This is a genomic window from Frankia sp. BMG5.23, from assembly GCF_000685765.2.
Taxonomy (GTDB): Bacteria; Actinomycetota; Actinomycetes; order Frankiales; family Frankiaceae; genus Frankia; species Frankia casuarinae.
Window position 1 is genome coordinate 1 of sequence record NZ_JDWE01000031.1, and the last position, 21,635, is coordinate 21,635.

The following is a 21,635-nucleotide window of genomic DNA, read 5'->3' on the forward strand; positions in this document are numbered from 1 at the left end:
TTTCACGGACGGCCGCAGCGGCGCCACACCTCATTTCCCCATTCCGGGGGCGCGGCATTGTCTATCGAATGGAGAACCTGTCAAGGGCACTACGTGAACGCCCTTGACAGAACCACCATTCGACAGTTTCTAAAAGCGCCCGGAACGGAGAAAAAAATGGTAGGGGAAGGAAAAGGCCCATCGGCTAGGAATGCCCGCGCGTGTAGTGGCGAGATAGAGCGTCAGCCGCCGCGCATGAGGGGCGCCGCACCAGGTACGGACGTGAGGAGTTGCCGAGCCTCACCCACCGCAACGGGCAGGGCACCCCGAGCGTTCCAGGATGCACACAACAGGCGAACAACCGTTCGGCGTGGTCCCCGGGGTGGCGCGGTCAGGTCGGAGGGGGAGCCCCGCCCGACCGCATACCCACACGGAGCGTCGCGCGCCGCTCAGTCGCCGTAAAAAACGATCTCTGGCATGTCCGTGGCGTACCGTCCGCCGTCCGCCGTGTGTTCCAGTGGCAACGACGTCGAGTCCACCCCGGGATCGTGTCATCTCTCGCCCAGCGCCACGGCCAGCGCGCAATGGAGGGGGTTGGAGGCCACCGGCGTATCGCTTTGAGCGCGGCCGAGGGTCCTCTCATCGGGTCCGGTGGCGCCGGACAGCCAGGGTGGTGCCGAGACCATGGCAGGACGAGCAGTTCCGTGGACGCTCACCCATGCAGGCACGGCACTGCCGGTAGGTGTTCCCGGAGTTGATGTTACGGCGAGGCATGGTGGTTCCCTTCCTAATCGAGCCCCATTGGGATACCCGAGGTTCCGTTGGTGGCATGGCGACGCTGATAGTCAGCGGAAAACACCGCCCATTCCGGGGATAGCTCCCCGTCGCCCAGACGGGCGGGGGTGGGAATGTCGGCTGCAATGTCAAGGCCGGATTCGGTGTGTTGACCGAGTAGCGGGACCGGCATGCTAGCCGGAGCCGGGTAGTCACGGGCAAGCCCGTCGATCACATCATCGTCGATGTATTCCGCGCGGACCCGAAACGGGTCTCGAGTGCCTTCCAGTTTGACGTAGCCGACCCCGGGAAGGCTTTCCGGGATCAGGTCACAGTAGGCGCCCCGGGTACGCATCTTGTCCCCGAGGACCATATCGACCTGCTGCGGTTCATCGAGCCGCATCGCGATGCGGCTCGGGAACAGATTCCGGTAAGGAACCACCTCCTTGGATGGATCTTGCAACGCGACCATCAGACCCACACCCGGAGCCCGTCCCTGAGAAGCGAGGATCTGCACCGCGTTATCCGCCCGTCCCTGGAGTTTCTTGTCTGTCACATACGCTGTGATGAACGCGAATTCGTCGACGAGGACCAGCACAAACGGCATGTCCACCGTCGGAGTCAACCGGCGGGTCACGCCTTTCAACCGGGCAGCACGATCCCGGGTGAACTCCGCCGCATCCTCCAGAAGCTGAACCATCGCGCCCAGGTGACTGTCCTCGTAGCGGGTGAACAGCGCACGCCCCGGGAACAGTTCCATCCCGCCCTTCGGGTCGATCGCCCACACCTGCACCAGACCGGCAGCGATAGCCGGACCCAGCCGGAGCAGGGTCGACCAGATGACCGACCCCTTCCCCGCACCGGTCGCACCCGCGACGAACACGTGCGTGCCGAGCAGACGCAGCAGCCACAGCGCGCCGTCCTCCCGCCGGCCAATCGGCAACGCGGTCAGGTCCACCGCGCCAGCCGAGGCAGGAACCGGCAACCTCGACATCGGCCGGGTGAACGGATCCCGGCGGGTCACGTCCAACCACACGTAACCCGGCCTGTGGGTCCGTACCCGCACGGCCTGACTTCCCAGCGCGTGCGCCAGCGACTCGGAGGCATCCGCCAGATGATCCGGTTTCTGGCCAGCGCGCAGCTTGACCAGCAGCGCATCACGGTAGTCGCTTGATCGGACTTTCCGCAGACCAGGCCAGACCAGCACATCCCCATCCACCACGGCCAGGTCGTGACGGGTCATGAGCCCCCGCCAGCGCGGAGCGTAGCGAACCCAACGCGCCCACCACGAGCGCAGCGGACGCCCCAACCATCGGGCGTAGCTAGACGGGCAGGCCAGCCGCCAGACCAGCGCGGCCACGGTCAGCACCGCCAGCGCCAGCGCGGGCAGCACCCAGCCCACCCGATCGACCAGCAGCAGCGCGGCAAACAGACTGAACGACGTACGAGGGAAACGGGCGATCACCCGGGCGACCGTGACCCCCACCCGGCCCACCAGACGCAGACCAACCCGCCCGGCCGTATCACCCGGACGCACCAGCGGATGCCTACGCGTGTCCCGGTTCACCGGAACGGACCGCGACAAGTCCCCGAGCCGTACCCTCATGATCCACCTCCCTCCCAGCACACCTTGTGAACAGCGACACCATCCGGAGAACGGCACAGAGCCGGACGCCGGCACAGCACACACGGCTCCGGATCCCCCACATCACCGCGAGGGAAATACCTACCCGTTCCCCAATCCAAAAGCGGCATCAGCCCCGACGTCGACGCCGACGCGGCTCAAGCGGGATAGGGTCAGCCGCTTCCCGGGCACGCACCAGCGGAATCGAGAACGGCCCAGGAACCGGCGGAACCGGCGGAACCTCCCCACCGAACGGTAACGGCATCTGATCAGACGACTGCCGACGAGACCGCCGGGCCATCAGCTACCACCCCGCTCACGGCGCGCGGCACGCACGCTTCCATTCCGGGTGACATGGCCATGCGCCACCCGATCATGCGTTTCCTTCTGCCCGCGCATGTCCGCCCGAGAACGAGTCGGCCGCGAGCTCAGCCCGCACACCTCACACGTGTAGGAATACAACTCGGTCATCACCGGGAACCCTTCCGATAGACAGGACGCTGCACCCGACGAGCCGGCACCGTGCACGACGGGCAACGAGAATGCCGACACGCCATCATCGGCCCACACGGGCAGATGAACATACGGTGGCAAGAAGAACAGGTACGAGAAGCCATCGGACATGCACCCTTCCGAAAGCAACCAGCGCACCGGCCGGTTGCAACAGCCGGATAGTCGGCTAGGAATCAGCGTTAAGAGCGGACCGGCAGGCATCGTAAGCCGCCTCATAGTCCGCGTACCGGGCGTGCGCGGCAGCAGCCAGACGCTGATACTCATCGAACGCCTCAGCCGCACGATCACGGGCAGCCGCGTACACGAGCCACGCCCGATCCTCCGCCCGGCACAAGTCGTCCACGGACAGGGTTCCACGAAGCGATCGTGTGGTAGACATGAGAGTGTCCCATTCCTGTCGCAGGGAGATGGACAACAGACATACCCGGGGTGCGGGAGGAGCGGGCAAACTCAGACCCGCACCCCGGGTACGTCGACCCGTACCAGCTAGGAAAGACGCCGGTACTCAGACCACGCCGCATGCTCCACATCCCGAGAGACACGGACCCCCGCCTCAGCGCAGCCCTTCCGACGACGCGCGTCCGCGTCCGCGCGAGCCCGATTCGACCGGGCCAACGCCGCCGCCCGCTGAATATCCCTATTCGAATGCATGCGAAATACACCTTCCTATCGCAGGAGTTACAGAAAACCCGGCCTAAAGTAGGCCATCGAAATGAAGAATAAAACGAGCCTGCCGACGCCACTCCAGTTCCGCCGGGACGCCGGAAATACGAATGATCAGTTGGATCTACCTACGAGAGTTCAGATAAGGAGCGACGCATTCCGCGTGCAGCCACACGCCGTCGGCGTGTGCGGTGGTGTGCTCACCGCAGTGGGCGCAGTTCCCGCCGTTGGAGACGACAGGGATATTCCCGGATCCGACCCGGTTGTTGCCACCGGACTTCTTCTTAGCCATGGGGCTACTCCTTTCGTTGCAGGTCACCGCCGAGGCATGCGGCGCCGTTGCATTAACGGGCCGCCCACCGGCCCGTTAACAGGCTCACCGCAAGCCGCATCCCAGGTGAACTCCGCCGCAATCCAGCGAAGAAGCCAGCCCATCAGTCGCATCCGCCGATGCACACGGCTTTGCCGCGTTTGACCGTGAGAGGCCGTTCCCGTCCGCACCTTTCGCATTTCGGCATCGATGCGCGGGCAGTGGTGCCACCCGGAGTGAGAGTCCGTGCCGCACGATCCTCAGCACGGCGAGCAGCACGGCGATCGCGGTTCTGCCGATTTCTCTCACGTACCTTCTGCTGATCTCTCAGCGCGACCGCCATATCATGGGGAGAGGTTTGCACGAGCCGGGCCAAGAGACCGACACAACTACGGCACCACCGGCCGTCCGGCTGAGTCCGAGTTCCGTTGCACTGCCCGCATGTGGCCATGTCAGCCTCTCACCGGACAGCCACCGGAAGGGAAACTCTTATTCGGACGCATGCGAAATACACCTTTCTGTCGCGAGAAATGCAGAACAGCTCAGGCGCGCGTAGGAACGGGCAGATCAGAGCACGCGCCCAGAACGAGAACGTCAGAGACCGCGACGCCGCCGCTCAGCCCTGACATCAGTGGCAATATCGTCGTACCACTCCTCAAGAGCGTAATCCCCACAATCCCCCGCACGGTCGCCACGCCGCCGCGCTACCCGCTCAACCGCAACCAGATCATCGGCGCTCATGTCCCGCAGAACAGCCGGAGCATCATCCGAGCTCCAATCAGCGATCGCGTCACGGCGCATCTCCGACCGGGATGTATTCTGTCCACCCGGATTCATAACCTCGGAATTAACCCTCCAAGAATTGAACGGCATGGCTACGCCGCCGCCTTCCCGGACCGCGCGCTCGCCACCATCGGGGCGCGCATCCCCCGAGCACGCAGGCTGTAACCCACCCGGGGCGTCTTCCGCGACTGGTCTACATACGCGGTGACCGTCAGCCCGTCGAACTCCACCGGACGAAACGGCGTACCCGCGAGCGTGTCCGGTGGGACCGGCTGCACCTCAGCCGCAAGCTTCACCTTCACCTCAGCCTGACCGGCCCGCAGATCCGGCGCCGCGTCCAGCACCCGCACCAGCCACACCTTCAGTCCTGTCTCCTTGTCCCGCACCTGTGGATCGGACAGACCCGCCTTCACCGCATCGAAGTCACGGTCAGCCTCCACGCCCAGCACAAACGCCCCGTGCGGGAACACATCCCCGAAGCTCACGGGAATCCTCATCGGCACAGCCATGATCGAGAACCCTCCTGTCGATTGGAGGCTCATCCCTCCTGACAGAGATAACTGTACTAGAACAGCTAGGACAGTGCAAGCCCCCCGAGCCTAGGCGCCCGAAAGTGCTGGTGAGGACCCCTATAGCTGAGCTGGGTATGCCACTAGACTGGAGATGTCATCTACTCGGCGTCTACCAGTGAGGAGGTGGACACTTACCGTGAGTATCAATCCTGGGAGTCCAATCCCCGTCTACCAGCAAATTGCCGCAGATTTGAGGGATGCGATCAACGGAGGAGTGTTGGCTGACGGTGACCGTCTGCCCTCCCTGCGGGAGCTCCGAGAGCGCTATTCCAGCGCGGCGGGAACGATCAAAAGCGCGCTTGACGAGCTTGAGAATGAAGGACTTGTCATCGTCCTTCAGGGGCGCGGAACATTCGTTCGATCGCCGAAGCGCCTACGTCGCTATGGATCCCGCAGGCACATCCTCGCTGACCGCCCAGGAGAAAAAGGACCACTCGAAGTAGAGGCAGAGCGCCAGGGTTCCAAGCGAGAGCAGAACGTCACAGACGTTTCCACTAGCGCCGCTAGCGCCGAAATCGCTAAGCGCCTCCACCTTGACCCCGGACATAGTATCGTTACCCGCGAGACGCTGATCAGTGTTGATAGATTCCCAAGTCAAATCGCAACGAGCTTTTTCCCTTTGGAGATTGCGTCCGGCTCGATACTCGAGCGAAACGAGAAGGTGCCGGGAGGTGTACACCGATTTCTCGTGGAAGAGCTGGGAATTCAACTCAACCCCTTCGCGGTCGAAGAGCTTCTAGCGCGCATGCCGACACCGACTGAAAGGCGCACGCTGGCCCTGTCTGCGGGTGCCCCGATCATAGAGCTATGGCGGACCTTCTTTGATCGGAACGAAAGGCCAGTCGAGGTCACACAGTTTCTGCTTGCTGCCGATCGGAACATTCTCGTCTATGAAGTGCCCCTGGAGTAGCTCCGTGCCAACTTTCTTTACTTGTTCAAGGCGGGGGGCTTCGCCCCCCGCAGAGCCTCGCGCCGCGCACGCCACGCCGAACAGGGCCCCCGGCGATCCCGCCGCGCGGCATGGGGCCCCGCCTCCCTCCGGTCGGCACCCCATGGCGCGTCGGCCGCCGCCCCATTCGGCGTGTCGGAGCGTCGCAGGCCGCCCAGGAACGAGACCACCGGAGTACAGCACGGAAGTACAGCAACCCGACCGACCGCGATCACCTCAGGCTGGCCACGACCAGCGAGGCGATGCCCTATTCACCCGCTTATGACCCGTATGCGGGTAGTTCGGGACGAAGAGGTCGTGGGTTCGAATCCCGCCACCCCGACCAGATGACGCGTTGCAGCCCCGTCTCCCCAGCAGGGAGGCGGGGTTTTTGCCGCCCAGGGGGTCGGCCGTTCCTGAACGTCCTACCCGGTTGCCCGTCCACCCCACGGCCGCTCTCCCTTACCCGCGTATCTTCCTCGGCCGCGGGCACCGAGCCGGCAGCCGGGCGCTGGCAGGGCACCGATCGGCCTGCCGTCTTCGGTCGATCGCCGCCCTGCCGCGTTGCGCGGCTAGGATTCGGCGGTCTGATCGAGGCGAAGGCCGAAAGGCTCCCCACGGAAGGCGCATTGTTCAGTTGATCAAATTACCGCAACGGGCCGTGGACTGCAGCGGTACGAAATGACTGCCGTCGCCGCTGATGCGCATGAAATAATAGCAGTTGCCGAGTTGGCCGCGGTTTTTCGCGAGATCAACCGGCTTGGGGAGCAGGCCAGTGCCGTCGTAGTCGTGCACGGAGTGCAGACCCTGTAGGAACGACTGGTGGGTCGGGCAGGCGCCGGCGGCTTGCAGGCCGTGCAGGAACAGATCGGCGGACAACCAACCGAAGACCGCGCTTTCCTGCTCCGGCGGCTGGGTCTGCGGAGAGTAGCGGGTCATCGCGGCGAGCAGCCGCTGATGCGCGGGGGTGTTCAGCTCGAACGGGACGAAGCTGATGTAGATGTTGGTGCCGGCCAGGGCCGGGCCGAGATCGGTCAGCAGGGCCCGATCGTAGCCGAGCGAGAGGAGCACCGTCTTGAGGTTCACGCCGGCGGCACGGGCCGCGGGGAGGATCTGAGTGAGGACGTCCGGGGTGATGACGCCGGTAAGGGTGTCGATGTTAGCCGCCTTCATTTGCCTGGCCAACGCCTCGAAGCTGGTCGTCTCCGCGGTCACCTCGAAGTTTATGTCCACGCTGACACCGGCCGCTTGCAGGCTGTCAACGAGCTGCCGATGATAGTCGTGCACGGCAGCGTTCAACGCTACGTCGACCATGGCGCTCCGGGTTCCCCCCTCACCGCGAATGAAATCCCCCCAGACGGTGGACGACCCGGCCGGGACTGTATAGTGATGCCACGAGACCATGTTCTCGTGCGCGGCCCAGACGGGTTCGGCTCCCAGTCCGACGATCGGCACGTTCAGATCCGCGAGGTACTGGGCTGAGCCGGAGACCGCACCCAGTCCTTCTATGATGCCGAAGACCTCTTCCTTCTGGACGAGCTCGCGGGCCGCGGCGAGGTTCAACTGGGGGTCGGAGACATCATCCCGCCAGCTGTAGACAATCTTCCGCCCGTTGACGCCGCCTGCGGCGTTGGCTTCGCCGAAACGTGCATCGATTCCGGCCCGGAACGCGCGCATACTGTGCGCGAACGGCCCGGTGTCAGGGAAAAGAACGCCGGCCTTGATCTCGGTCTCAGTTATGCCCGGTGTGGCGCAGGCAGCTGTTCCGGTGCGTCCGGTGGAATCCTCCGAAGCGGTGCACGCAACCAGTCCGATCAGGCTAATCAGGATAGAGATCAGTGCAGTCGACCGTAATAACGACGGCCTTCCGGGTAAGAACATCGCAACAGTGCTCCTCTGCGGTATCGGATCCGTCGCGCCACTCACCGTCGACGGCCTCGGCTCGAGCATATCCAGTATTCTCCTGCCGGGCTCCGGCAAAGTTGTCTGTCGGTAATCCAGATTCGTGATCGCGTGGAGCGGTCGTTCGGGTCGGCGGGAGTGGCGGCGTAGTCCTTGGGCGATGTTGATGGTGCCGGCCGGGCGCGGGATGCTGATCCATCGCCGCCGCCTCGTCCCCGCCGCCTGGTCCCCGCCGCCGGCGTCCACGCACCGCCGGGCCCGACCTCCGGCTGCCCGGAGTCGGATAACGGTGGATCGCGACGGCGGTCGTCGGTGCCCGGCCGGCGAAAGGTGCTGCGGGTACGGTCCGCCGTCGGCGGAATCTCTCGGGCGCGCCCGTCGTGCGACGTGCCCGGGAGCCGGGTGCTCTACCGTGTACCCGAGGGGTCATGGGCTCATGATCGATCATTGCCCGCCTACGTTAAGATCGCACCATGGAAAAGGGGAAGCGGGAGACAGTGACGAGATACCGCCGAGTGGTCGTCAAACTGAGCGGTCGCGCGATCGCCGGTTCCGCCGAATTCGGCTTCGATTCCAACGCGCTGGAGCACCTCGCCCGAGAAATCATCGCGGTCCGCCAGTCCGGCGTGGAGGTGGCGATCGTCGTCGGCGGCGGGAACCTCTTCCGTGGTAACCAGTCGGACCGGTGGGGTATTGACCGGGTCGAAGCCGACAATATCGGCATGCTGAGTACGGTCATCAACAGTCTGCTGCTCCGGGGGAAGCTCACCGCGCTGGGTGAGGACAATCTGCGGGTGATGACGGCGGTGCCCGTTCCAGCGGTGGCCGAGCCCTACATCCGGCTGCGGGCGGTGCACCTGCTGGAGAAGGGGGCGACGGTCATCCTCGCCTGCGGCAATGGCCAGCCCTTCCTCACCACCGACTACCCGGCGGTGCAGCGGGCGCTGGAGCTCAATGCCGACGCGGTGCTGGCCGCCAAGGACGGCGTGGACGGCGTCTACGACAGCGATCCGAAGATCAATCCAGGGGCCAGGCTCTTCTCGCACCTCAGTTATGACGAGGTGATCAGCCGCGGGCTCCGGGTGATGGATCAGTCGGCCTTCATCCTGGCCCGTGACTTCGGTATGCCGCTGCATATCTTCGATATCGAACAGCGGGGCGCGATGACGGCGATCTGCCGTGGTGAGCACCGGGGGACGGTTATCTCCTCCTCGCCGGAGAAGTCCGAAGAGTTCGGGAACGAGGTGCTGGCCAGCCCCGCCGAATCGACGGCCTGATCCCGAGGCGCCGGCCATACAATCGATCTCGACGTCGGTCCCGATCTGCCTCTGAGGGGCACGTCGAGGGAGATCGAACCCGCTTCTCGAAGGACGGGCGCGGTTTGTCCGCGCGGCGGCGGACTCACCGCGGTACGCATTACGCCACGTTTCGTGGACGAAGACGACGACCCCTAACCCGGTCCCATCATTCAAGCTTCGTGAAGATACGTTCGTGAAGATACGACCGACCTGGGTTTCCACGGTCGCCGCCGACCGGTCCCCGTCTGCGCGGCTGATCGTCTCTGCCCCGGACGGCTACCACGCCAGGGATCTTGGACGTCAGTAGGAGCGGGCGATCAGGCAGACGAGGTCGTCGGCGTCGCTGCCGGCCTCGGGGATCCCGCCGTCCGGTGTCTGGATGCACCGCACGGTGAGCGCCTCCTCGGCGAGCTCGGCCTCGCCCTCCTCGCCGACAAGGCGCCAGGGGATCCGGGCGAAGCCGGCCTGGGCGGCCCGGGCGGCCTCGGCAACGGTGGCGACGTCCGTCGTCCGGCTCTCGCGTAGGGCCAGCGCCTCGGCGTACAGGTCGGCCTGCACCTCGCCCAGCAGCACCGGCACCCGCGTGGCGACCTCGGCCAGCGGCACCGGCACCTTCTCGGAGGTGTCCCGGCGCACCAGGGTGACGTTGCCCGCGGCCAGGTCCCGCGGACCCACCTCAACCCGTACCGGGATGCCCTTGATCTCCGCGTCGGTGACCCGCCGGCCGAAGGACAACCCGGGACGGGCGTCGACCTGCACCCGAAGACCGGCGTCGGTCAGGGCGGCGGCGATCTGGCGGGCCTTCGCGACGACGGTCTCCTCGTCGCGCACCGGCAGGACCACGACCTGCGTCGGCGCCAACCGGGGCGGGACACGCAGGCCGTTGTCGTCGCCATGTGCCATGATCAGCCCGCCGACCATCCGGGTCGAGCAGCCCCACGACGTCGTCCACGCCAGATGCCGGGCTCCGTCGGCGCCGAGGAAGTCAATGTCGAAGGCACGGGCGAAGTTCTGGCCGAGCTCGTGACTGGTCGCCATCTGCAGAGCCTTGCCGTCGCCCATCATGCCCTCGCAGGTCATGGTGTTGGTCGCGCCGGCGAACCGTTCCCGGCGCGTCTTCACTCCGACGAACACCGGGACCGCCAGCACCTGCGTCATAAAGTCGCGGTAGACCTCGAGCGCGATCCGACGGGCGTAGGCCGCGGCATCGGCCTCGTCGGCGTGCGCGGTGTGGCCCTCCTGCCAGAGGAACTCGCTGCTGCGCAGGAACAGCCGGGGACGCAGCTCCCACCGGACCACGTTCGCCCACTGGTTGAGCAGCAGGGGCAGGTCACGGTAGCTCTGGGTCCACTTCGCCAGGTATTCGCCGATCACGGTCTCGCTGGTGGGCCGGACGACTACGGGCTCCTCCAGCTCCTTGCCGCCACCGATGGTGACCACCGCCAGCTCCGGGCTGAAGCCCTCGACGTGCTCGGCCTCCCGGCGCAGGTAGCTTTCGGGGATGAACAGGGGGAAGTAGGCATTGACGGCCCCGGCGGCCTTGATTCGGGAGTCCACCTCGGCCTGCATGCGTTCCCAGATCGCGTAGCCGTACGGTCGGATGACCATCGTCCCGCGGACGGGGCCGTTGTCGGCCAGCTCGGCCTTGGCGAGCACGTCCTGATACCAGCGCGGAAAGTCGGTCGAGCGGGAGGTGAGTACAGCCACCCCGCCACGATATTGCCTCGACCACGGCTCGTGGCCCCGGGGACCGGCACCTGTTGGGTCCGCCGCCCCGGCGGGCGCCTCGCGCCGGTCGCGGTCGTCTCGGCTGACGGCCCGTCGCCAGAGTGGACGGTCGCTGAGGGGACGGTCGCCAGAGTGGACGGTTCAGGTCCGGCCCGGATCGCCGCCGCGTCCGACTGGCTGCCCGTCGACCCCGCGCCGAGCATCCCGCGAAACCTCCTGGAATACCAGTGAGACGTCCACGTCGCCGTGATGGCTGACCAGCGCGGCCGTGGGGGGGACGAGGATCATCGCGGTGGTCAGGTCGGCAGCGGTGGCTCCCGGGGCGAGGAGCAGCTCGTGTTGGACGAGTAAGCCATCGTTGACGGTGACCACCTCGGCCAGTGACCGTGGCCGTCCCCCGATGACCGGACGGGGTTCTGGTAGAAGATCGTCGTTATCGACGGTGTTCATGTTCTGGTCGTCCTCCGTTGTCGTGTCGCATGTCGTGCCGCGTCTGGTTGGTGCCGCCGGCACGGGGTGCGCAGCGCCGGCCCCGGGTCGTCCGGCCAACCGGACGCGGCGGTACCCGCGGGCCCCGCGCCATGCGGTCTGCGGCTTGCCGGACCCCGCCGATCCGCCGCGTGACGGGACATCGTCGTCCCGCCACGCGGCGGTGGCTGGCCGTGGCGCGCTTCATCGCCGGGCGGGACGGCTCCCGGTGGGCGGGCGCAGGCGGATGCGCTGGTCGGGTGGACTGGTCGGGTGGAACGGACGGGTCGTGGTGCTCTTCGGCTACGCCGTTGCTTCGGCTACGCCGTTGCTTCGGCTACGCCGTTGATGCTGTCAGCCACATCGATGTTGCTTTACAGCAAAGCACGAGAACGCGGGGTTGGCTACCGGCGATCTGTGCTCAGAGTGGACGTCTGGTAACAGAGGACGAAGGTCCTGATCAGCTGCGTAGCGCGGCGCGCGGGTTGGCCGCTTCGCCGGCTCCGTCCCACTGCGTCACAGGGCGCGGCCCCCCGGGCCGGACATGACGCGCGTCGGTGAACTTTCGATGCTTGCTGCGTCGGAAGGTTGACAGCGACGATGCCGCTCGATGACCGTGAATGATCAAGTTCCGGGCGGCTCGGCGTTCTTCCTGTCGGACTCTCGCCTGTTCCTGTCCGTTCTCATTAGGCTCCCGTCCGTTCTTGTCCGCTTCCATCCGTTCTCGTAACGCTCCCGTCCGTGACCGAGGGTCACTTGTCCACGGTGTTCCGGGCGTGGCGTGATGTTCGGGACGATGGGCGAGAGTGACTATCTGCCGATCATTTGATGCGCACAGTCATGATCGGATTGGCCATTGGCTGGCTAACCAACCGCGAAGCCGGTGATATGGATGTGTTCCGGTTGGTGATGGGTCCGCGTTCGCGGACGTTCACCTTGCGTTCATTCGAGGTGGCTTCGATTCTCGTCGGCGCCCCAGTCCAGGGGGCGGACGATTCGGCGCCGTAGCGCGCGAGAACGAAGGGCTGCTCGTGAACCGAGGCAAGCGTCAGGCCGCCATCGGGGCTGCAATGGTGGCACTGCTCACTGTGGCGGCGTGTGGCACCGACGACAACAGTGACTCCGGCGGCACCGCGGCGAAGCCGTCGAACGGGGCGAGCGCGATCGCCTGCGAGAAGGGCTCCATTACCGGATCGGGTTCCTCCGCGCAGAAGAACGCGATGGACGAATGGGTCAAGGCGTACCAGAACGCCTGCGACGGAGCAAAGATCAACTATCAGTCGACGGGGTCCTCGACCGGTCGGCAGCAGTTCGTCGCCAAGCAGGTTTCCTTCGCCGGTTCCGACTCGGCGCTGAAGGACCAGCAGAAGACCGACGCGGACAAGCGCTGTACCCCCGGTACGGCTGTCGACCTGCCGATGGTGGTCGGCCCGGTGGCGCTTATATACCACCTCTCGGGTGTCGACAAGCTCCAGCTGTCTGCCCCGACGATAGCGAAGATCTTCTCCGGCGCCATCACCAAGTGGAACGACCCGGCGATCACCGCGGAGAACAGCGGGGTTACTCTGCCTGACGCGCCGATTGCCTCGGTGCACCGGTCCGACGGTTCCGGCACCACCGACAACTTCACCAAGTTCCTGAAGGGCGCGGCCGGCGCCGCTTGGACCTTCGACTCCGGCTCGGACTGGAAGGCCCCGGGCGGCCAGGGTGCCAAGGGCAGCGACGGGGTGACTGCGACCGTGAAGTCCACCGAGAACTCGATCGGTTATACGGAGCTCTCCTACGCGGAGAACGCCGGGCTGTCCACGGTCGCGGTCAAGAACGGTGCCGGAGAGTACGTCAAGGCGAGCACGGATGGTGCCTCCCTCGGCCTGAGCACCGCGAAGGTTGCCAGCGGTGACGATCTGAAGCTCACCTTCGACTACACCGCGGCGACCAAGGGGGCCTACCCGATCTACTTGGTCACCTACGAGATCGCCTGCACCACGGGTCTCCCGGCCGACCAGGCCAAGCTGGTCAAGTCCTTCCTGACTTACACCGCGTCGGACGCGGGCCAGTCCTCGATCGCCGACCTTGGTTACGCGCCGCTGCCGGACTCGGTAGCGACTCGGGTCCGCGCGGTGGTTGACAAGCTGTCCTGACGTCGATCTGACGCAGCTCCGATCGGACTAGCCGGTGCCCGCGGTGGGGTGAACAGCCCCATCGCGGGCCCGTCGTTCGTTGACGACGACGGTGAGAGCAGCCGGGAACGGCCAGCGCATTCAGACCAGACCAGCAGCACCAGACCAGCAGCACCAGACCAGCCAAGACGGTGACGGCCAGGGCATTTCACGAGCGGGAAGTCGAGTTCGGAGCACCAGGGGAAGAGGACCCATGACGACGGAGCCGGACAGCTCGGCGGACGCCGAGTCTCGGGGTGCCGCTTCGGCGACGGCCCCATCGGGAGGTGATCGGCCGGCCGGCGGGCTGGCGGACACCTCGACAGGCAAGGCCAAGGTCGGCGTCGCTGACCTGATCTTCAAGAATGCCACCCGCACGGCCGGGGTCGGGCTGCTGGTACTGATCGCCGCGATCGCGGCCTTCCTGGTATTGCGCGCCACCGATGCCCTCGGCGCCAATACCGGGAACTTCTTCACCACGGAGGAGTGGTTCCCCAACGCCACGCCGCCGGTTTTCGGCATCGCCGCACTGCTGTTCGGCACGATGATCACCGCTGCCATCGCAATGATTATCGCTGTTCCGGTCGCGGTGGGTATCGCTCTGTTCATCACGGTGTACGCGCCGCGCCGGATGGCCTCCGCCCTCGGCTACATCGTCGATCTGCTGGCGGCCGTGCCGAGCGTCGTCTACGGCCTGTGGGGACTGCTCGTGCTCGCGCCGCACATGAAGGGCATCCAGAGCTGGCTGACCGACTACTTCGGGTGGATTCCGCTGTTCGAGACCGATCGCGGGGTCGGTCGGTCGATCTTCGTTGCCAGTGTCGTCCTCGCGATCATGATTCTGCCGATCGTCGCCGCGCTGTCCCGCGAGGTGTTCCTGCAGGTGCCCAGTGCGCATCGGGAGGCGGCGATGGCGCTGGGCGCGACCCGCTGGGAGATGATCAGAACCGCCGTCCTGCCCTACGGCAAGCCGGGCGTCATCAGCGCCTCGATGCTGGGCCTCGGGCGGGCGATGGGCGAGACCATCGCGGTTGCCCTGGTCCTGCCGGCGTCGTTCAACATCTCCTGGCAGATCCTCGCGCCGGCCGGTAACACCATCGCCGCGAACGTGGCGAACGGATGGGGCGAGGCCAACGACATCGGCCGCGGTGCGCTTATCGCGTCCGGTCTCGTGCTCTTCATCGTCACCATGCTGGTCAACATCATCGCTCGCGCCATCATCGCGCGGCGGCGTGAGTTCTTGGGGAGTGCCGCATGAAAACCGCGACCGTTCCCGGCAGCGCCGTCGCGGGCGGTGAGGACCGGCTGCAGCTGCGGGGCCGGGTCCTGCCCCGCTGGGTACCGCTCGCCGCCGCTGCCGGTGCCGTCGTCCTGACGGTCCTGATCTATCTGGTGACCTCGATCTCCAGCAGGATCCAGTTCCTCCTGCTGGTCGCCGTCTTCTTCATCCTCGCGATGACCGTGGCCTCGACGCTGGTCGAGGGCGCCCGCCGGGCCCGGGACCGGTTCGCGACGAACCTGGTCTACGCCGCCTTCCTGCTAGCGGTCATCCCCCTGCTCGCGGTGCTCGTGAATGTGATCGAGAAGGGTGCGAGGCGGCTGCGCCCCGGATTCTTCACTCACTCGATGAACGGCATCGGTGCCCGTGACGTCGGCGGTGGCATCTACCACGCGATCATCGGCACAGTGGAGCAGGTCGCGTTGGCGAGCCTGCTGGCCGTGCCGTTCGGTCTGCTGGTGGCCATCTACCTGGTGGAATATGGCCGCGGCCGGGTCAGCCGGGTGATCAGTTTCTTTGTCGACGTGCTCACCGGTCTTCCCTCGATCATCGCGGGTCTGTTCATCCTGGCGTTCTGGATCCTCGCCCTTCACCAGGGCTTCTCCGGATTCGCGGGTGCCCTGGCCCTCACGGTGCTCATGATTCCGATCGTGGTGCGCTCCGCCGAGGAAATGCTGAAGCTCGTTCCGGACGAGCTGCGGGAGGCCAGCTACGCCCTCGGGGTGGCGCGTTGGCGGACCATCCTCAAGGTGGTCGTCCCCACCGCGTTGCCCGGGATCGTGACCGGCGTCATGCTCGCGGTCGCCCGCGTTGCCGGCGAGACCGCGCCGCTGCTGCTGACCGTCTTCGGCACGAACCTCATCAACGCCAACCCGTTCTCCGGGGAGCAGTCCGCACTGCCGCTGTACATCTACTCGCAGGCCGGCCAGCCGCAGCAGGCGGCGGTGGACCGGGCCTGGGCCGCCGCCCTGGTACTCATCGTCATCATCATGCTGCTCAACTTCATCGCTCGTCTGATCGCCGGACGCTCGCGGCTGTGATGACCCTGGCTCGGGACGGCGGCATGGCACAGATCACGCCCTATTCCATTCTCACGTCCTATCCCATCCCATCTGATCCGATCATCTGAAACAGCATCCAGGAAGATCGTGAGTCGAGGTAGCCATGGCCACCCGCATCGACGTTTCCGGGCTGACGGCGTACTATGGGAAGTTCAAAGCCGTAGCCGACGTGAACCTGACCATCGAGCCGAAGAACGTCACCGCATTCATCGGGCCGTCCGGATGCGGAAAGTCGACGGTGCTGCGCACGCTCAACCGGATGCACGAGGTGCTTCCGGGGGCCCGGGTCGAGGGGCAGGTACTCCTCGACGGTGAGGATCTGTACGGGCCCGGGATGGACCCGGTGGCCGTCCGCCGCACCGTCGGGATGGTCTTCCAGCGACCGAACCCGTTCCCGACCATGTCCATCTACGAGAACGTCATCGCCGGGCTCAAGCTGAACGGGGTCCGCAAGAAGGCGCTCCTCGACGAGCGGGTCGAGGAGTCACTGCGGGGCGCGAACCTCTGGGAGGAGGTCAAGGACCGGCTGGGCCGGCCGGGCGCGGGCCTGTCCGGCGGGCAGCAGCAGCGGCTCTGCATTGCCCGGGCGATCGCGGTGGAGCCGCAGGTCCTGCTGATGGACGAGCCGTGCTCCGCGCTCGACCCGATCTCCACTCTTGCGATCGAGGATCTGATCGCGAAGTTGAAGTCGAGCTTCACCATCGTCATCGTCACCCACAACATGCAGCAGGCGTCGCGGGTCAGCGACTCGACCGCCTTCTTCTCGTTGGAGAAGACCGGCGACCCCGGCCGCCTCGTCGAGTACGACAAGACCTCGCAGATCTTCAGCAACCCCAAGGAAAAGCGGACCGAGGACTACATCTCCGGACGGTTCGGCTGACGGCCGGCGGGATTGGCGGACAGGACGCGCGGATGCTCCCGGTACCGCGTGGGGCCGGTCAACCGGGGGGGCAAGACCGTGGCTCGGCAGACGAGGACCCGGCGGTTTCGGTAGGCCCGGCGGTCGCGGCGGTAGACCCGTCAGCCGACGGACGTCGGTACCGCGGCCCGTCCGGTGGGCCGCGGAGACGGACGACGGGCACCGGGCCGGGGAGCTGCCCGGCGCTGTTGATCGCGGACGAGGACGTCGACGACGGCATGCTCGACGCCTTCGTCGAGAACGGTGTCGAGGTCAGCGTGGTGGCCGACGGGGCGCTGGCCCTGTTGGAGATCGGTCTGCGACATCCGGCCGCGCTGCTGATCAGTGCCCGGCTGCCCGTGGTGGACGGGGTGACCGTCGTGCGGACGGTGCGTAGCGTGCCCGGTCACGACGACGTGCCGATTCTCCTCGCGGTCGGCCCCGATGACCGGCCGCGAGCCGCCGCCGGACTCGACGCGGGGGCCAGCGCCTGCGTCGGCAAGCCGTACCGGGTTCCCGAGGTCCTCGCGATGGTGGGGTTCATCGGAATCGGACGGGCCGGAACGTATCCGCCTCGGATGCGCGAGCCGGAGGTGCTGCGCGGCGGACGGGTGCAGCTGGACCGCGCGGCACACGAGGTCCGCCTCGACGGGGCCGTGGTCCCGGTCCCGCCGCGGGAGTTCCGGCTGCTCGCGCTGCTCCTGGAACAGGCGGGCCGGGTCGTCCCGCGCGAGACGCTGCTGCGGGAGGTCTGGGGTTCGGCGCAGACGGAGACGAACACGCTCGCCGTGCACGTGCGGCGGCTGCGGCGGCGGCTGGGCGAGACGGCCGGCCAGCCGACGGTCATCGAGAGCATCCGCGGGGTCGGCTACCGCTTCCGCGCCGTTCCCGATCCGGGTTGAGCCCTTCCGCAGGGACGTCAGCTGGGCAGCGCGTAGACGCCCGGCGCCACCCGTACCACGAGACCGTCGTCGATCAGCCCGGCGAGGGCGCGGGTCCGCTGCACCGGATCGTCCCAGACCTGGTCAAGGATCTCCTGACCCACCGCCGGACTGGCGTCACGCAGGACGGCGAGCAGCCGGCCGCGGACCTGGCGGTCGGTGCCGGCGTACCCCTGGGGCCGGCGTGCGGGTCCCGCGCTCGGCGGGCTGCCCGCGGACACCCACGCACACCGTCCCAGCAGGGGGCAGGCGGCGCAGCGAGGCGCCCGGGCAACGCAGACCAGCGCGCCGAGCTCCATGAACGCGGCGCTGGCCCGGGCGGCCGTCTCGGTGTCCGGCGGCAGCAGCTCCGCGATCTCGACCAGGTCGCGGCGGCTGACCGTGGCCGGCGGGTCGGCTCTTCCCTCGACGGCCCGGGCGAACAGCCGGCGCACGTTGACGTCAACGACCGGATGACGCTGGCGGAAGGCGAAGGCGGCAACCGCCCGCGCGGTGTACGTCCCGATGCCGGGCAGCGCGAGGAGATCGTCGAGGTGTTGGGGGATCTCGCCGTCGTGCCGTTCGACGACGACGGTCGCCGCCTGGTGCAGCCGCAGGGCGCGCCGGGGGTAGCCCAACCGGCCCCACGCCCGGACGGCCTCCCCGGCCGGCTCGGCGGCGAGCGCGGCGGGCGTCGGCCACCGGTCCAGCCACGCCTCCCAGACCGGCAGCACCCGGCTGACCGGGGTCTGCTGCAGCATCACCTCGCTGACCATGATTGCCCAGGGGCTCGTCAGGGGACGGCGCCACGGTAGGTCTCGGCCACAGACGGCGAACCAGCCCAGGACGAGATCGGCCAGTGGTCCGGACGCGCTGCTGATTCCGGCTGGGCTGGCTGGGCCGGCTGGGCTGGCTGGGCCGGCTGTGCTGGCTGTGCTGGCTGGGCTGGTCATTCCCGCCATCGTGCCAGGCGACCAGGCCGGCCGGAGGCGGCAGGCGGCCTCCCGTCGCCTTCGGCTACCACACGTAGCATTACCGTGTGTAGCGTTACTATACGTAGCGTTCGAGAATGCTTGACTCGGCGAGCCGGGAGAGGCCCTCGCGGACCGCTCGGGCGCGGGTCTCCCCGACGCCGTCAACGGCCTGCAGATCGTCGACCCCGGCGGCGAGCAGTTTCTGCAGGGTGCCGAAATGGTCGACGAGCCGGTCGACCACCATCCGTGGCAGCCGGGGCACCTTCGCCAGCATGCGGTAGCCGCGTGGACTGATCTGCCGGTCCAGGATGTCCGCCCCGCCGGAGAATCCGATCACCCGGGCGAGGACGGTGAGATCGAGCAGGTCGGTCGGAGACATCGCGGACAGCTCACCCAGGACCTGCGCGGGCGTCCCCGCCTTCGACCCGATCGGCAGATAGTCGCGGACGGTGAGTTCACGCTCGGTCTCGACCCCGGCCATCAGCTCCTCGAGCTGCAGGGACAGCAGCCGGCCGTCGGTGCCGAGTTCGACGACGTAGCCTTCGATCTCGTCGGCTATGCGGCGCACCATCTCCAGCCGCTGGCTCACCGAGATCGCGTCGCGGACCGTGACGAGGTCCTCGATCTCCAGCGCGGACAGGGTGCCCGCGACCTCGTCTAGCCGCAGCTTGTAACGCTCGAGGGTAGCCAGGGCCTGGTTCGCCCGGGACAGGATGGCGGCCGAGCCGTCCAGCACGTACCGCCGCCCGGCGACGTACAGCGCGATGATGTGCATCGACTGGCTGACCGAGATGACGGGGAACTCGGCCTGCTTGGCGACCCGCTCGGCGGTTCGGTGCCGCGTGCCGGACTCCTCTGTCGGCACCGTCGGATCCGGCACCAGATGCACCGCCGCGCGGACGATGCGCTGCAGGTCGGACGACAGCACGATCGCGCCGTCCATCTTGGCCAGCTCGCGCAGCCGGGTCGCCGAGAACTCCACGTCGAGCTCGAAGCCGCCGGTGCACAGACCCTCGACGACCTTGTCGTGGCCGAGGACGATCAGTGCGCCGGTGTGCCCGCGCAGGATGCGTTCCAGGCCGTCGCGAAAGGGGGTTCCGGGCGCGACCGCGGCCAGTGTCGCCCGGAAGATGTCGTCTCCGGGTGGTCCTGCCATCAGGCTCCCTCAGCTCCTTGGCTTCCCCCACCGTCTCCCATTACCACTGTCGTGATGCTATCGGGGCGACGGGAGCCGGTGGGGTCCACCTCATCGTGAAGTACCGATATGGTTAGAAAAATACACACTTTCTATGTTTCATGCATTTTGCTGATCGCGCCGATCAGGTCGGGTACCTCGGTGACTTTCATGCCGTCCGGAGCCGGGCCGGGGTCCGCCGGAACGAGCGCCCGGCGAAAGCCGAGCCGGGCCGCGGCGGCGAGCCGTTGGCGTACCGAGCCCACCGCGCGGACCTCCCCGGCCAGGCCGACCTCGCCGATGGCGACGAGATCGGCCGGCAACGGACGGTCCCTGGCCGCGCTGACGATCGCCAAGGCCGTCGCGAGGTCCGCCGCGGGCTCGGCCAACCGAACCCCGCCGACGGTCGCGGCGTACACGTCGGCCCGGCCGAAGCGCACCTTCGCCCGGCGCTCGACCACGGCGAGAATCATCGCCACCCGGGCCGGATCGAGCCCGGACACGGCGCGCCGGGGGATCTGCGCCGAGGTTTCCGCCACCAGGGCCTGAACCTCGGCGACGAGTGGCCGTCGGCCCTCAACCGTTACGGTGACACAGGTTCCCGGCACCGCCTCCAGCCCCGCGCCGCTGGACCGGGACAGGAACAGCCCGCTCGGGTCGGCGATGCCATGGATACCGGAATCGTCCATCTCGAAACAGCCGACCTCGTCGGCTGGTCCGTACCGATTCTTGCCCGCGCGGACCAGGCGCAGTGCGGAGTGCCGCTCGCCCTCGAAGTGCAGCACCACGTCGACCAGATGTTCCAGGAGGCGTGGTCCGGCGACCAGGCCATCCTTCGTGACATGGCCGACAAGCACCGTCACGAGTCCCAGCGCCTTGGCCGTCCGGATCAGGGCCGCGGTGACCTCACGGACCTGGGTGACCCCGCCCGCGGCTCCGTCCACCCCGGCCGCGGAGATGGTCTGCACCGAATCGACCACCAGCAGGGCCGGTGAGACCTCCTCGACGTGACGCAGGACGGCGCCGAGGTCCGTCTCGGCGGCGATCCACAGGTCCTCGTGCAGCGCACCCGTCCGACCCGCCCGCAGCCTGACCTGCGCCGCGGATTCCTCCCCGGTGACGACCAGGGCGCGGGCACCGGCGGCGGCGCTGCGGGCCGCGACCTCCAGTAATAGGGTGGACTTGCCGACCCCCGGTTCCCCGGCGAGCAGGATCACGGCGCCGGGAACGAGGCCGCCGCCCAGCACGCGGTCGAGTTCGTCGATCCCGGTCGGACGACGCCGCGTCGCGGTCACGTCAACGGACATGACCGGCAGAGCCGGTGCCGTCACTGCGGCGGACGAGGCGGAACGACCCCCCGCGACCAGGCCGGCCCCCCGGCGTGGGGCGGGGGCCTGGGCCTCCAGCGTGCCCCACTCCTGGCAGCGCGAGCATCGTCCCGCCCACCGCACGGACTCCGAGCCGCAGCTGTTACACCGGAACCCGCCTGAGGCCGCACGACTCGACGGGCGACCGCCGGCCGACGGGCGAGTGGATGCCATGGACGCAACGTTAGTCCGCTGGTCCGACATGTCGGCGACAGCGGCGCGCGGAATGGGTTCCCGGGCGTCGGGTACCCGCGAATGGGG

At 67.3% G+C, this 21,635-nt stretch carries 16 protein-coding genes; 7 read left to right on the forward strand and 9 right to left on the reverse strand.

Annotated elements, in window-relative coordinates; all coding sequences use genetic code 11:
- Positions 1 to 766: 766 nt before the first annotated feature.
- From BMG523DRAFT_RS14440 to BMG523DRAFT_RS14445, 3 genes are all read right to left on the reverse strand, one after another.
- Positions 767 to 2,290, reverse strand: a complete 1,524-nt coding sequence (locus BMG523DRAFT_RS14440) for an FtsK/SpoIIIE domain-containing protein (protein WP_160323718.1) — start codon at positions 2,288 to 2,290, stop codon at positions 767 to 769.
- A 1,387-nt stretch (positions 2,291 to 3,677) separates the two neighbouring features.
- On the reverse strand, positions 3,678 to 3,845 hold the full coding sequence (locus tag BMG523DRAFT_RS25345) for a hypothetical protein (RefSeq protein WP_160323719.1): 168 nt from the start codon (positions 3,843 to 3,845) through the stop codon (positions 3,678 to 3,680).
- A gap of 893 nt (positions 3,846 to 4,738) precedes the next feature.
- Positions 4,739 to 5,155: a hypothetical protein gene (locus BMG523DRAFT_RS14445; protein ID WP_011438625.1), complete on the reverse strand. Its 417-nt coding sequence runs from the start codon at positions 5,153 to 5,155 to the stop codon at positions 4,739 to 4,741.
- Positions 5,156 to 5,354: 199 nt separating this feature from the next.
- Here BMG523DRAFT_RS14445 and BMG523DRAFT_RS23225 point away from each other — a divergent pair, with 199 nt between their 5' ends.
- Positions 5,355 to 6,128 (forward strand): GntR family transcriptional regulator, encoded by a 774-nt coding sequence (locus tag BMG523DRAFT_RS23225; protein ID WP_160323720.1) that lies wholly within the window; start codon positions 5,355 to 5,357, stop codon positions 6,126 to 6,128.
- A 651-nt stretch (positions 6,129 to 6,779) separates the two neighbouring features.
- Here BMG523DRAFT_RS23225 and BMG523DRAFT_RS14450 read toward each other — a convergent pair.
- A complete protein-coding gene (locus tag BMG523DRAFT_RS14450; protein WP_235463155.1) occupies positions 6,780 to 8,072 on the reverse strand; it encodes an ABC transporter substrate-binding protein in 1,293 nt (430 codons plus the stop codon).
- A gap of 449 nt (positions 8,073 to 8,521) precedes the next feature.
- Here BMG523DRAFT_RS14450 and pyrH point away from each other — a divergent pair, with 449 nt between their 5' ends.
- A complete protein-coding gene (gene pyrH, locus BMG523DRAFT_RS14455) occupies positions 8,522 to 9,325 on the forward strand; it encodes a UMP kinase (RefSeq protein ID WP_023840711.1) in 804 nt (267 codons plus the stop codon).
- 321 nt (positions 9,326 to 9,646) lie between these two features.
- Here the strand turns inward: pyrH and proS are convergent, their stop codons facing one another.
- Both proS and BMG523DRAFT_RS14465 read right to left on the reverse strand, forming a co-directional pair.
- Positions 9,647 to 11,053, reverse strand: coding sequence for a proline--tRNA ligase (proS, locus tag BMG523DRAFT_RS14460; RefSeq protein ID WP_011438621.1), 1,407 nt, complete (start codon positions 11,051 to 11,053; stop codon positions 9,647 to 9,649).
- Positions 11,054 to 11,215: 162 nt separating this feature from the next.
- Complete coding sequence (locus BMG523DRAFT_RS14465) at positions 11,216 to 11,524, reverse strand: hypothetical protein (RefSeq protein ID WP_023840709.1); 309 nt, start codon at positions 11,522 to 11,524, stop codon at positions 11,216 to 11,218.
- 1,049 nt (positions 11,525 to 12,573) lie between these two features.
- Between BMG523DRAFT_RS14465 and pstS the strand changes: the two genes are divergently transcribed.
- From pstS to BMG523DRAFT_RS14490, 5 genes are all read left to right on the forward strand, one after another.
- Positions 12,574 to 13,683 (forward strand): phosphate ABC transporter substrate-binding protein PstS, encoded by a 1,110-nt coding sequence (gene pstS / locus BMG523DRAFT_RS14470; RefSeq protein ID WP_011438619.1) that lies wholly within the window; start codon positions 12,574 to 12,576, stop codon positions 13,681 to 13,683.
- Positions 13,684 to 13,915: 232 nt separating this feature from the next.
- Positions 13,916 to 14,959, forward strand: coding sequence for a phosphate ABC transporter permease subunit PstC (gene pstC, locus BMG523DRAFT_RS14475; protein WP_011438618.1), 1,044 nt, complete (start codon positions 13,916 to 13,918; stop codon positions 14,957 to 14,959).
- Complete coding sequence (pstA, locus tag BMG523DRAFT_RS14480; RefSeq protein ID WP_043591392.1) at positions 14,956 to 16,020, forward strand: phosphate ABC transporter permease PstA; 1,065 nt, start codon at positions 14,956 to 14,958, stop codon at positions 16,018 to 16,020. Before pstC ends, pstA begins: the two co-directional genes overlap by 4 nt.
- 124 nt (positions 16,021 to 16,144) lie before the next feature.
- Positions 16,145 to 16,921, forward strand: coding sequence for a phosphate ABC transporter ATP-binding protein PstB (pstB, locus tag BMG523DRAFT_RS14485; RefSeq protein ID WP_011438616.1), 777 nt, complete (start codon positions 16,145 to 16,147; stop codon positions 16,919 to 16,921).
- 227 nt (positions 16,922 to 17,148) lie between these two features.
- Positions 17,149 to 17,841 carry a response regulator transcription factor gene (locus BMG523DRAFT_RS14490; protein WP_308726834.1) on the forward strand — a complete coding sequence of 231 codons (693 nt, stop codon included), beginning with the start codon at positions 17,149 to 17,151 and terminating at the stop codon, positions 17,839 to 17,841.
- A 17-nt stretch (positions 17,842 to 17,858) separates the two neighbouring features.
- Here the strand turns inward: BMG523DRAFT_RS14490 and BMG523DRAFT_RS14495 are convergent, their stop codons facing one another.
- The 3 genes from BMG523DRAFT_RS14495 to radA all read right to left on the reverse strand — a co-directional run bounded on the left by BMG523DRAFT_RS14495 (position 17,859) and on the right by radA (position 21,548).
- Positions 17,859 to 18,821, reverse strand: a complete 963-nt coding sequence (locus BMG523DRAFT_RS14495) for an A/G-specific adenine glycosylase (protein ID WP_043591394.1) — start codon at positions 18,819 to 18,821, stop codon at positions 17,859 to 17,861.
- Positions 18,822 to 18,909: 88 nt separating this feature from the next.
- Positions 18,910 to 19,989, reverse strand: coding sequence for a DNA integrity scanning diadenylate cyclase DisA (gene disA / locus BMG523DRAFT_RS14500; protein WP_011438613.1), 1,080 nt, complete (start codon positions 19,987 to 19,989; stop codon positions 18,910 to 18,912).
- Positions 19,990 to 20,120: 131 nt separating this feature from the next.
- The gene (gene radA / locus BMG523DRAFT_RS14505) at positions 20,121 to 21,548 is read right to left on the reverse strand and encodes a DNA repair protein RadA (RefSeq protein WP_198030928.1); all 1,428 of its coding nucleotides are present in this window, start codon (positions 21,546 to 21,548) and stop codon (positions 20,121 to 20,123) included.
- Positions 21,549 to 21,635 lie beyond the last annotated feature (87 nt).

Coding starts and splice junctions, on each gene's coding strand:
- BMG523DRAFT_RS25345 (WP_160323719.1), bottom strand. CDS start 3,845: ATGGCTAAGAAGAAGTCCGGTGGCAACAACCGGGTCGGATCCGGGAAT.
- BMG523DRAFT_RS14445 (WP_011438625.1), bottom strand. CDS start 5,155: ATGGCTGTGCCGATGAGGATTCCCGTGAGCTTCGGGGATGTGTTCCCG.
- pyrH (WP_023840711.1), top strand. CDS start 8,522: ATGGAAAAGGGGAAGCGGGAGACAGTGACGAGATACCGCCGAGTGGTC.
- BMG523DRAFT_RS14465 (WP_023840709.1), bottom strand. CDS start 11,524: ATGAACACCGTCGATAACGACGATCTTCTACCAGAACCCCGTCCGGTC.
- pstC (WP_011438618.1), top strand. CDS start 13,916: ATGACGACGGAGCCGGACAGCTCGGCGGACGCCGAGTCTCGGGGTGCC.
- pstA (WP_043591392.1), top strand. CDS start 14,956: ATGAAAACCGCGACCGTTCCCGGCAGCGCCGTCGCGGGCGGTGAGGAC.
- pstB (WP_011438616.1), top strand. CDS start 16,145: ATGGCCACCCGCATCGACGTTTCCGGGCTGACGGCGTACTATGGGAAG.
- BMG523DRAFT_RS14495 (WP_043591394.1), bottom strand. CDS start 18,821: ATGGCGGGAATGACCAGCCCAGCCAGCACAGCCAGCACAGCCGGCCCA.
- disA (WP_011438613.1), bottom strand. CDS start 19,989: ATGGCAGGACCACCCGGAGACGACATCTTCCGGGCGACACTGGCCGCG.
- radA (WP_198030928.1), bottom strand. CDS start 21,548: ATGGCATCCACTCGCCCGTCGGCCGGCGGTCGCCCGTCGAGTCGTGCG.